General features: G+C 67.6%; 13 protein-coding genes and 1 pseudogene. 13 read left to right on the forward strand and 1 reads right to left on the reverse strand.

Annotated features, from left to right (window positions below):
• The first annotated feature begins 373 nt into the window (after window positions 1-373).
• Entirely contained in the window at window positions 374-649 is a 276-nt protein-coding gene (locus GXP76_RS15225; RefSeq protein WP_277993400.1) for a hypothetical protein, read from the forward strand.
• 217 nt (window positions 650-866) lie between these two features.
• On the opposite strand, the gene GXP76_RS15230 is transcribed toward GXP76_RS15225, so the two are convergent.
• Window positions 867-1,181 (reverse strand): hypothetical protein, encoded by a 315-nt coding sequence (locus tag GXP76_RS15230; RefSeq protein WP_242572045.1) that lies wholly within the window; start codon window positions 1,179-1,181, stop codon window positions 867-869.
• A gap of 62 nt (window positions 1,182-1,243) precedes the next feature.
• On the opposite strand from GXP76_RS15230, the gene GXP76_RS15235 reads away from it, so the two are divergent.
• From GXP76_RS15235 to GXP76_RS15295, 12 genes and pseudogenes are all read left to right on the forward strand, one after another.
• Complete coding sequence (locus tag GXP76_RS15235) at window positions 1,244-1,516, forward strand: hypothetical protein (protein ID WP_242572046.1); 273 nt, start codon at window positions 1,244-1,246, stop codon at window positions 1,514-1,516.
• A gap of 69 nt (window positions 1,517-1,585) precedes the next feature.
• Entirely contained in the window at window positions 1,586-1,999 is a 414-nt protein-coding gene (locus GXP76_RS15240) for a hypothetical protein (RefSeq protein WP_242572047.1), read from the forward strand.
• Window positions 2,000-2,034: 35 nt separating this feature from the next.
• Window positions 2,035-2,802 (forward strand): transposase, encoded by a 768-nt coding sequence (locus GXP76_RS15245; RefSeq protein ID WP_242572048.1) that lies wholly within the window; start codon window positions 2,035-2,037, stop codon window positions 2,800-2,802.
• An 842-nt stretch (window positions 2,803-3,644) separates the two neighbouring features.
• Window positions 3,645-3,764 (forward strand): annotated as a pseudogene (locus GXP76_RS15250) (helix-turn-helix transcriptional regulator); the annotation flags it as partial.
• A 188-nt stretch (window positions 3,765-3,952) separates the two neighbouring features.
• The gene (locus tag GXP76_RS15260; protein WP_242572049.1) at window positions 3,953-4,828 is read left to right on the forward strand and encodes a site-specific integrase; all 876 of its coding nucleotides are present in this window, start codon (window positions 3,953-3,955) and stop codon (window positions 4,826-4,828) included.
• Between the two features lie 76 nt (window positions 4,829-4,904).
• Window positions 4,905-5,756, forward strand: a complete 852-nt coding sequence (locus GXP76_RS15265; RefSeq protein WP_242572050.1) for a DUF4996 domain-containing protein — start codon at window positions 4,905-4,907, stop codon at window positions 5,754-5,756.
• Window positions 5,753-6,136: a DUF3037 domain-containing protein gene (locus GXP76_RS15270; RefSeq protein WP_242572051.1), complete on the forward strand. Its 384-nt coding sequence runs from the start codon at window positions 5,753-5,755 to the stop codon at window positions 6,134-6,136. Before GXP76_RS15265 ends, GXP76_RS15270 begins: the two co-directional genes overlap by 4 nt.
• Before the next feature lie 174 nt (window positions 6,137-6,310).
• Window positions 6,311-7,072, forward strand: a complete 762-nt coding sequence (gene fabG, locus GXP76_RS15275; RefSeq protein WP_242572052.1) for a 3-oxoacyl-ACP reductase FabG — start codon at window positions 6,311-6,313, stop codon at window positions 7,070-7,072.
• A gap of 17 nt (window positions 7,073-7,089) precedes the next feature.
• Window positions 7,090-7,866 carry an SDR family oxidoreductase gene (locus tag GXP76_RS15280; RefSeq protein WP_242572053.1) on the forward strand — a complete coding sequence of 259 codons (777 nt, stop codon included), beginning with the start codon at window positions 7,090-7,092 and terminating at the stop codon, window positions 7,864-7,866.
• 107 nt (window positions 7,867-7,973) lie between these two features.
• Window positions 7,974-9,554 (forward strand): ABC transporter substrate-binding protein, encoded by a 1,581-nt coding sequence (locus GXP76_RS15285; RefSeq protein ID WP_242572054.1) that lies wholly within the window; start codon window positions 7,974-7,976, stop codon window positions 9,552-9,554.
• A 78-nt stretch (window positions 9,555-9,632) separates the two neighbouring features.
• Complete coding sequence (locus tag GXP76_RS15290; protein WP_242572055.1) at window positions 9,633-10,316, forward strand: uracil-DNA glycosylase; 684 nt, start codon at window positions 9,633-9,635, stop codon at window positions 10,314-10,316.
• A 155-nt stretch (window positions 10,317-10,471) separates the two neighbouring features.
• Entirely contained in the window at window positions 10,472-10,930 is a 459-nt protein-coding gene (locus GXP76_RS15295) for a hypothetical protein (protein ID WP_242572056.1), read from the forward strand.
• Window positions 10,931-11,027 lie beyond the last annotated feature (97 nt).

Consider the following 11,027-nt stretch of genomic DNA (forward strand, 5'->3'; position numbering starts at 1 on the left):
CAGCGGCCTTGCTCCCACCTCAGATGGGAACGGACATCGCCTTACGAACCGCCCACTTACGGGCTGCCCCCGCGATTGTGACGTCACGCCATGTCCCGAATTGGCCAACAGGATCCCCCAGGGCGCGGCGCCGTTCGCATGCCCACGAGGTGCACAGCGTTCTCCTGGAGGGGAAACGGTCGGGACGGCAGCCGATCTGTTCGCCGCAGACCCCGTCTGGGATGCTGAGGGCCAGGCTCGAAGGGGGTGGACGGTGTATACGGAACCTATGGCGCGAGCCGTTGTGGAACCAGCGGTACTCAAGCTGATTCGCCAGTACCCCCGGGGCAGGTCGTTCTCCACTACGGTCACATTCGGCGGGGACGACTTCAGCATGTGCGCCCACATACGGGCGCAGTGGGCGGCGCCCGGGCAGGTGAAGATCGCGCTGGCCTGTTGGGTCGTCAACATGGACACCGCGCGCTATCTCGGTGACAACCCGCCGGCCAGGGAGGAGATGCGCCTGCTACCGGAAGGCACAGCAGAGTGGGACGAGGAACTGACCAGTCGGGTGATCGGCCACCTCGCAGCTCGTATGAACGCTCTTGCCCCCGCCCTGCCGACCACCGACGAACACCTCACCATCACCGTGCCTTTCGTCCTGACATAGTCCGGCACAACGGCCCCGGGGGCCTGGCCTGGACCACACACAGGTGACCAGAGCCAGCCCTGTCCCTACCTGCATCGACGGCCTGGAGGCGGTTGTAGGCGAGCGCCCCCGCCCCAGCCAGAAACGGACATCACCTCACTAACCGCCCACTCAGAGCTTCCTCATCCCGGCCGAGAACGACCAGCTCGACCGCGCCGTGCCGACCGCTGGTGCAGATTCAGCAATTGTTGGACCACTTGTGGCTGGCGATGTTGTCGTTCACCGACTGGCCCTGGCCCGGCCGGCCGTCCCACGGGAGGTGGATGCCGGTCAGGTTGCCGAGGTAGTGGCCGTCCGGGAGGCAGTAGCGTGCTCCCTCCCAGTTGGGTGAGGTGGAGAGGCCGGCGTCCTCGTAGGCCCCGGCGTACCCGCGGTTCTCAAGGGAGCGGGCCTTATCGAGCATGTCGAGGTTGGGCTTGGAGCCGGAGCAGGTGTTCCAGTTGGCGTCGTTGTCGTACCAGCGGCACCAGTCGCCGCCGCTGTTGGCGTTCACTCAGGCGTAGAGATAGCCGTCGGGTGCGGTCCAGTCGCGGTAGGAGCGCACTGGGGGCAGGCGTGAACCTCGCCGTCGAGGACGAGCGGCATCTGTCGGCGCGTCATCATCCCCTCGACCTCGTCACGCGTGGGGACCCGCAGATCCGCCGGCAGGAAATCGTCCACCACCGGTGGCTGTGCCTCGACGGTCGGGGGCTGGGGGACGGGTGCCTGTTCCTCCCATTCCCATTTGTTGATTATCTCGGCGTGCTGCCGCCGTATCTCGGCGATCTCACGTCGCCGACGGCGCTTGCGTCCGAACATCCGCTCTCCTTAGACACCTCCCGTAAATGATGGTGGAGGCAGGCGGGACAAGGTGCAGTGGCAAGATGACGGCTTCGACGCTCCTGAGAGGTCATCTTCGTGCCCACGCCCGCCGACTACCTCGCACTGACGCATGCCGAGAAGGACAGCGTCGTGCTGCAGCGTCTCGCGCAATGTCCGTACCCCTTCGTCTGGCAGGCTCTGGCTGCCAATCCCCACACACCGCCCGTCGCCCTGCAGGAGCTGAGCACGGCCCGAGACAGCGTCTGGAACGACAACAGGCTCCTTTGTCTGCTGGCGAAACATCCCGGCGCGAACCCCGTCGTTCTTCGAGCTGTCCTCGGTGCCGTTGCCGCGAAGCTCGAAGAGGGCGAACGGCCCTACGCCGCCATACTTGCTCTCGCAGACCGGCTGGAACTTGAAGCGGACGAGGTGAGGAAGCTCGGCAACCTCCGTGGCGCCTCTGCCCGTCTACGCCACCTGCTCAGACTGCGGTTGAGCCTTCGCACCTGAGCTGTCTCTCTGGTCACGGGTGAGATGATCTTGTTGTGGCTGGTGTGATCACGGCGTCGGAGCCCTCTTGGATAGCCCCATTCACCGGGTTGAGTCCGCGGCAGTTCGGGAAGCTCGTGACGGTTTTGCGGCGTCAGGGCGCGAATGCGGTCCGCAGGGGCCGGCCGTGGAGCCTGTCATTGGAGGATCGGACACTGCTGGTCGCGGCGTACTGGCGCACGAATCTGACCATGCGGCAGCTTGCTCCGCTGTTCGGGTTTTCCAAGGCGGCGGCGGACCGGATTATCGATCACCTCGGGCCGATGCTCGCCCTCCAGCCCCGCAAGCGGTTCGCGAAGGACACTGTGCTCATCGTGGACGGCACCCTGGTGCCCACCCGTGACCACACCGTCGCTGAGCAGTCGAAGAATTACCGATACTCCACCAACCACCAGGTGGTCATCGACGCCGACACCCGCCTCGTCGTGGTGGTCGGCCGGCCCTTGCCCGGCAACCGCAACGACTGCAAGGCGTGGGAGGAGTCCGGGGCGAAGGCCGCCGTCGGCACGACGACGACCATCGCCGACGGCGGCTATCCGGGCACCGGGCTCGTGATGCCCCACCGGCGCCGAAAAGGCGAGGAGCTGCCCGGCTGGAAGCAGGCCCACAACAAGTCCCACAAGCAGGTCCGCGCCCGGGTCGAGCACGCTTTCGCTCGCATGAAGACTTGGAAGATTCTCCGCGATTGCCGTCTCAAAGGCGACGGCGTCCACGACGCCATGCTCGGCATCGCACGGATGCACAACCTCGCCCTCGCCGGATAGACCACCCGCCGCGCAGCAGTCCACCATGCCCGAGGCCGCTCAGAGATCATTTACGGGACAACGCTTAGGCGGACGCGTGTGAGAGCCCGGCACCTGACGAAGCTCCTTAACAGCTTGGGAAGGCCGATCCATCGCAGGCCGCGACACCCGTCACCCCGCCCGATTTCATTCGGTGGAGCGAATGAAGCCCCCAGAGGTCACAGAGGGCTTCCTTTGGTATCGGTGGACATTCGCCCACGGCAGACAAAAAATAACTCCAAAGGACTGGAACCCGCCGCCGGGAGCATGTCAACGTACAACGTCCCGGGAAACACCAGGTCAGACTGATGTGTTGCTCCAGCGTGGCCAGGGTTGCGATTGATTCGGAACCCTGGCCACTGGACCGCCTCGCTGGCATGGTCCTACATAGTAGGCTGCTCTATCGCATTCTACTATTCGATCCGCCCGCTTAACTTCCCTTGTTCTCTTGGGGGCTCGGCGCGCGGAACACCTGGTTCGGTCAAGCGACAGGAATTACGGCGCCGTGTCCGAGGTGCTGGGCGTCCGCAGCCAACCTGTTCGGCGAGAACCTGCTGCAACCTGTCTGCTATCCCGAGGGCGCCATCCTTAATCCTCCGAGCGGCGCACCCCGGAGGCTCAACTTGCCACCTGGTTTATGTCAATGGAATCCCTGAGCGTGTCGTGACGCATTGAGGCATGACTGGCAGCGCGGGCACAAGCTTCTAGCGGAGCGCGAGCAGAACATAGACCGCGATCGCCGGTTAGCCAAACCGGTGATCGTGGTGACCATTACTTCCATGCCTGCACGATCGCCAACTGGCCCATCCGTCACACCCGCTCCTATGGGCGCCGTACGCGCCGCATTCCTCAACGTCAAGGGCGCCGCCGAGTATCTCGGCCTCTCACCGCACACGCTCTACGTCTGGCGGCACCGGCGGCAGGGGCCTCCGAGCTTCCGTATGGATCCTCGCGGTCGTGTCATGTACCGCCGAGAAGCCCTTGACGCCTGGATCCGTGAACAGGAAGAGGCGGAGTTCCGAAGACCCGGGACAACCAGGAGCGGAGAGCGCGCCTTCACATCATTCCGCACCTGGGTCAAATCCCCCTCAGGAACATCACGGCGGCGGATCTGCGCGCGTACATAGCCGAGTTGGAGTCAACCGTCTCCTCGGTCGACTACCAGCGCGGCATTCTGTCCGAGCTCTCCTCCATTCTGGAAGCGGCTGTCGACGACAAGCGGCTCGCCAGGAACCCCATGCATGCGAAGTCCGTGCGGTGGCCAAAGGCACCGCAAGAGCGACGCGACGCGTGGCGGTTGGAGACGGCGCTGCGAGTCCGCGACGTCATCAGCCCACGAAACCGGATAGCCGTCGTCGTCGGCCTGGGATGCGGGCTCCGTCAGGGCGAGGTGTTTGGGCTGAGCCCGGAGGACATCGACTACGCGCGAGGCGTCCTTCACGTCCGCCGCCAAGTACAGGCGATCCGTGGCAGGTTGTACTTCGCCCTGCCGAAGGGGAGGAAGACCCGTACCGTCGACATGCCCTCCTCGGTGGCCGAGGAGCTGAAGCGCCACGTCGAAGCGTTCCCATCGGTGCAGGTGGAGCTTCCGTGGGAGAAAGGCCGGGGGGCAGGGGAGAAAATTCTCTCTGCTGCTCACCACGCGATTCGGCAACGCCGTCGCGGTGAACACGTGGAACACCTACGCCTGGAAGCCCGCGTGGCCGAGGCCGGCATCATCCCGCTGCGCGCTGAGGGAGCGAAGCCCTGGCAATGGGCGGCGGCCCCGAAGGACGGCTTTCACGTGCTGCGGCACACCTGTGCCTCGATCATGCTGGAAGCCGGAGAGTCTGTCGTGACCTTGGCGCGGTGGCTCGGGCACTCCTCGCCCGCGATCACCCTCGGTTACTATGCTCACTTCATGCCGGAGGCTGGAAGCAAGGGGCGCACCGCCATCGACGGACTGCTTGGGGAGCGGGGAGATCGGCAGGCCAGCCGAAACTCCCCGGATTCTCCCCAGGCCCGTTGACGGGTGATTCCCGCTGCTACGCCCCTCCATGGGTGGCCGTGGATTGCAAGGTTGAAGAGATGGGTGGCCTGGGAGAATGCTGAAAGAGGTCACTGCGACCCGCTATGTCACGCCCTTGCGTGAGGGCGGCTCGCTCCCCGGCATCGTCGAGGCCGACGATCTCGGGACGTACGTCATGAAGTTCACCGGCGCGGGGCAGGGCCGCAAGACGCTCGTCGCGGAGGTCATCTGCGGGGAGTTGGGGCGGCGGCTCGGCCTGCGGGTGCCGGAGCTGGTCACCATGCAGCTCGACCCCGTCATCGGTCTGGGGGAGCCCGACCAGGAGGTGCAGGAACTGCTCAAGGCGAGCGGCGGGCTGAACCTCGGGATGGACTTCCTGCCCGGATCGCTGGGCTTCGATCCGCTCGCCTACGAGGTGGCTCCGGCCGAGGCCGGCCGGATCGTGTGGTTCGACGCGCTGATCAACAACGTCGACCGGTCCTGGCGCAACCCCAACACGCTTGTCTGGCACGGGGATCTGTGGCTCATCGACCACGGCGCCACCATGATCTGGCAGCACAACTGGCCCGGCGCCGCGGCGTCGGCGGCCAAGCCGTACGACGCCTCCGACCACGTCCTCGCACCGTTCCGCCCCGACATCGCCTCCGCCGCCGAGGCGCTCGCGCCGCTGGTCACCGAGGAACTGCTGACCGAGGTCGCCGCCGACGTCCCGGACGAATGGCTCGTGGACGAGCCCGGGTTCGACTCCACCGACGCCCTGCGCCGCGCCTACGTGGCGGCCCTGCTGCCCCGCGCGGCGACCATCCACGAACGCCTCACGTTCGACACGCCCGTCAAGGAGCGCCCCTCGCAGGCACCCGGCTGGCTGACCGGGCGTCCGTCCGCCTCGCCGGACCCCACGAAGAACGACGGGGGCGAGGGCCGATGAACGGACGCGATGTGTTCGAGTACGCGCCGCTGCGGGTGGTGCCGAGGGTCGAGCGCGGTGAGTTCATCAACGCCGGGGTGCTGGTCTACTGCCGCGCCAGGTCGTTCGTGGCCGCGCGTACGCACCTGGACGAGTCCCGGCTCAGCGCGCTGGCGCCGGACGCCGACCTGGCGGGGGTACGGGCCGCGCTGCGCGCGGTCGAAGGCGTCTGCGCGGGCGGCGACCCCGCCGGACAGGCCGCGCGCGACGACGCCGGCCGGCGGTTCCGCTGGTTGATCGCGCCACGCTCGACGGTCGTCCAGCCCGGTCCCGTCCACACGGGGCTGACGCTCGACCCGGCGGCCGAGGTCGAGCGGCTGCTCGATCTGCTGGTGCGGTAGGTGACGGGGGCGGGCGGAGGTTCGCGGGCCGGCCACCGCGATGTGACATACGTTCGGCCGCCCCGTGGGCCGTTGACACCGGGTGTCAGGGCTTCTAGCGTCACGGCAGCTGAATACTAAGCGGTCGCTCAGCAGTCGTGCCGGCGCCGCGATCCAAGGGCGAGGAGAAGCAGCATGTCCACCACCGAGCAGCGTGTCGCCGTCGTGACCGGGGCGGCGCGGGGCATTGGCGCCGCGAGCGCGGTACGTCTGGCGGCCGAGGGCCGGGCGGTCGCCGTACTCGACCTGGACGAGGCGGCCTGCGCGGAGACCGTCGGCGCGATCACGGCGGCCGGCGGCAAGGCCCTGGCCGTCGGCTGCGATGTCTCCGACGCCGCCCAGGTGGAGTCCGCCGTCGAGCGCGTCGCCGCCGAACTCGGCGCCCCCACCGTCCTCGTCAACAACGCGGGCGTGCTCCGCGACAACCTCCTCTTCAAGATGAGCGAGTCCGACTGGGACACGGTCATGAACGTGCACCTCAAGGGCGCGTTCCTGATGTCACGCGCCTGCCAGCGGCACATGGTGGACGCCTCGTTCGGCCGGATCGTCAACCTGTCGTCCAGCTCGGCGCTCGGAAACCGCGGCCAGGCCAACTACGCCGCGGTCAAGGCCGGACTCCAGGGCTTCACCAAGACCCTGGCCAAGGAGCTCGGCAAGTTCGGCGTCACCGCCAACGCCGTGGCCCCCGGCTTCGTCGTCACCGACATGACCGCCCAGACCGCCGCCCGTGTCGGCATGGGCTTCGAGGAGTTCCAGGCGGCGGCGGCCACCCAGATCCCGGTCCAGCGGGTCGGCGTCCCCGACGACATCGCGAACGCGATCGCCTTCTTCACGGGCGAGAACGCCGGATTCGTCTCCGGCCAGGTGCTGTACGTCGCCGGCGGACCCCTCAACTGAACCGGAGAGTGACGGACATGACGCAGCAGCCGAAGGACACCGGCCGGCCCGACAGCGGCAAGGTCGCACTGATCACGGGCGCCAGCCGCGGTATCGGATACGGCATCGCCGAGGCGCTCGTCGCCCGCGGCGACCGGGTGTGCATCACCGGGCGGGGCGAGGACGCCCTCAAGGAGGCCGTGGAACGGCTGGGCGCGGACCGGGTGATCGGCTTTCCCGGCAAGGCCCACGACGAGGCGCACCAGGCCGCCGCGGTCGAGCGCACCATGGAGGAGTTCGGCCGCGTCGACTACCTGGTGAACAACGCGGGAACGAATCCCGTGTTCGGCCCCATGGCCGAGCTGGATCTGGGCGTGGCGCGCAAGGTCTACGAGACCAACGTCATCTCGGCCCTCGGCTTCGCCCAGCACACCTGGCGCGTCTGGCAGAAGGATCACGGCGGTGCGATCGTGAACATCGCGTCGATCGCCGGGGTGTCGGCCTCGCCGTTCATCGGGGCGTACGGGATGAGCAAGGCGGCGATGGTCAATCTGACCCTCCAGCTCGCCCACGAGTTCGCGCCGGGCGTGCGGGTCAACGCCATCGCGCCCGCCGTGATCAAGACCAGGTTCGCGCAGGCGATCTACGAGGGCCGGGAGGCGGAGGCTGCGGCCTCCTATCCGCTGGGGCGACTGGGCGTTCCGGAGGACGTCGGCGGCGCCGCGGCCTTCCTCACCTCGGACCAGTCGGACTGGATCACCGGCCAGACGCTGGCCGTCGACGGCGGAATTTTCCTCAATGCTGGTGTGCACTGACACGTTTTGTCGGTAAATGCTTCAAGTGCCCCATCGGACCTGCATATTGAACCGATGGGGCGCTGCGGTATGGTCGGCCGACTCGTGGCTGAACAAGGAGCGTGCACGTGTTCAACCGGACCAGTCTGCAGGCCGCTGCAGCCCTCGCGTCCATATCCCTGCTGGCCGGGTGTGGCCTGTTCTCGTCGGACAGTGCCGGAGGGGATCAGAAGATCACGGTCGGTACCACCAGTGAGCCGAGCACGCTCGACCCGGCCGCCGCGTGGGACAACTCGTGGGAGCTGTACAGGAACGTCTTCCAGACCCTGGTCGCGTTCCCCACCGGCAGCACGACTCCACAGCCCGACGCCGCCGACAACTGCAAATTCACGGACTCGACCAACAAGGTCTACCGCTGCACGCTCCGCGAGGGGCTGACGTTCTCGAACGGCCACGAGCTCGACGCCGACGCCGTCAAGCACTCCTTCGACCGCATCGTGAAGATCGACGTGAACGGTGGTCCCAACGGACTCCTCGCCTCGCTCGACGATGTCACCTCCGACGGCGAGCTGACCGTCACGTTCAACCTGAACAAGCCGGACGCCACGTTCCCGTTCGTGCTCGCCGCCCCCGCGATGTCCATCGTGGACCCCGAGGAGTACCCGGCCGACAAGCTCCGCGAGGACGGCAAGCTGACCGGTTCCGGGCCCTACACCCTTGAGTCGTACACGCCCGGCAGCAACGCCGAACTGGCCGAGAACGCCAGCTACAAGGGCTTCGCCGACCGTAAGAACAAGGCCGTCAAGATCCAGTACTTCCAGGACTCCGACAAGATGTTCGGAGCCCTCAAGAAGAAGGAGATCGACGTCATCTACCGAGGTCTGACCTCGGAGGAAGTCGTCGAACTCGAACAGAAGAAGGAAGAGAACGACCACCTCCAGCTGATCGAGACGGTCGGCGCCGACATCCGTTACCTGGTGTTCAACCCCAAGGACGAGTCGGCGGCGAAGCTGCCCGTACGGCAGGCGGTGGCCCAGGTGGTCGACCGTGACGCGCTGGTGGCCAAGGTCTACCAGGGCACGGCCGAGCCGCTGTACTCCATGGTCCCCAAGGGCATCTCGGGGCACGCCACGAGCTTCTTCGACGAGTACGGCGACCCGGACGTCGACAAGGCGCGGACGATCCTTCAGGACGCCGGCATCGACACCCCCGTGCCGCTGACGCTCTGGTTCACGACCGACCGGTACGGCTCCGGCACGGTGGCCGAGTTCGCGGAGCTCAAGCGCCAGCTCGAAGCGTCCGGCCTCTTCAAGATCACGCTGAAGAGCAAGCCGTGGAAAGACTTCCAGGCGGGCTTCCAGAAGGGCGAGTACCCGGTCTTCGGCCGTGGCTGGTTCCCCGACTTCCCGGACCCCGACAACTTCGTGGCCCCCTTCGTCGGCAAGAACAACGCGCTCAGCACTCCTTACGAGAGCCCCGAGATCACCACGGAGCTGCTGCCGCAGTCGCGGCGCGAGAGCGACCGCGGGGCGGTCATCCAGCAGTTCGAGCGCGCCCAGGAGATCTTCGTCGACGACGTCCGGCTGCTGCCGCTGTGGCAGGGCAAGCTCTACGTCGCGGCGTCGGAGGAGATCAGCGGCGGCGAGCGGGCGCTCGACCCGCAGACGGTCATGCAGCTGTGGGAGTTCGGGCGCAAGGCCAGCTGGTAGTCGCGGCGGCCGCGATTGTCAGTGGTCACCGGTAGGTTCAGCGGTGGACCAACTGATCGCTTACCGGAGGTTGTTGACGTGACCGACACCGACATGCTGCCCGAATCCTGGCGCGGCGTCCTCGGCGGGGAACTGCAGAAGCCCTACTTCAAGGAGCTCACCGAGTTCGTCGAGGAAGAGCGGTCGAAGGGGCCGGTCTACCCCCCGCGCGACGAGGTGTTCGCAGCGCTGGACGCCACGCCGTACGACGAGGTGAAGGTCCTGGTCCTCGGCCAGGACCCGTACCACGGCGAGGGGCAGGGACACGGTCTCTGCTTCTCGGTGCGGCCCGGTGTGCGCACGCCTCCCTCCCTGCGGAACATCTACAAGGAGATGAAGGAGGAGCTGGGCCACCCGGTGCCGGACAACGGATATCTGATGCCGTGGGCCCAGCAGGGTGTGCTGCTGCTCAACGCCGTTCTGACGGTCCGGGCCGGCGAGGCCAACTCGCACAAGGGCAAGGGCTGGGAGCAGGTGACGGACGCGGTGATCCGCGCCGTGGACGCCCGCCCGGACCCGGCGGTCTTCGTCCTCTGGGGTGCCTACGCGCAGAAGAAGCTGCCGCTGATCGACGAGAGCCGGCACGTGGTGGTGAAGGGCGCGCATCCCTCGCCGCTGTCGGCGAAGAAGTTCTTCGGCTCGCGTCCGTTCACGCAGATCGACGAGGCGATCGCGGCGCAGGGACACAAGGCGATCGACTGGCGCATCCCCGACCTGGGCTGACCCGGCCCCCGCCGCCTCCGCCGCGCGCGGCGCGGCCCGCGCGGGCACCTGCCCGGTGGCCCGCGCCGGGCGGGTGAGCCTGTGCGGGATTGCCGTTCCCTGCGGTTAGCGTCGGGCGGACGGGATCGACCGGACGGGCGCGGGAGGCGGCGGCGATGGGGCAGCGCGAGGTGTCGGAGGACGGCGTCCTGACCAGGATCGGGCAGGCGGTCATGCTGCTGCACGGCGGTGACCGCGAAGAGGCGCGCAATCGGTTCGGCGAGCTGTGGACCGAGATCGGCGAGTCCGGCGACGCGCTCCACCGCTGCACGCTCGCGCACTACATGGCGGACACGCAGGACGACCCCGGCGACGAACTGGCCTGGGACCTGCGCGCGCTGACCGCCGCGGAGGGACCGGCCACGGTGCCCGCCTCGCCGGCGGTGCGGGCGTTCTATCCCTCGCTCCATCTCAACCTGGCCGCCGACTACATGAAACTCCAGCGCCCGGACGCGGCGCGCCTCCACCTCTCCCGGGCCCGCGCGGCCGTGAACGCGCTCGGGGACGACGGGCACGGGAACGACGGCGTACGAACCGCGATCGGGCGGCTGGAACAGGAACTGCTGGACGACTAGGCAGGGCCGAGGGTGCGGGCCGGTGTTCACGGGGCGGGGTGGTCGCCGTACGTCTCCCGGCAGACGCGGCTCTGCGTGCTGTCCGGCGCCCAGCCGC

Source organism: Streptomyces sp. NP-1717 (assembly GCF_022695985.1).
Taxonomy (GTDB): Bacteria; Actinomycetota; Actinomycetes; order Streptomycetales; family Streptomycetaceae; genus Streptomyces.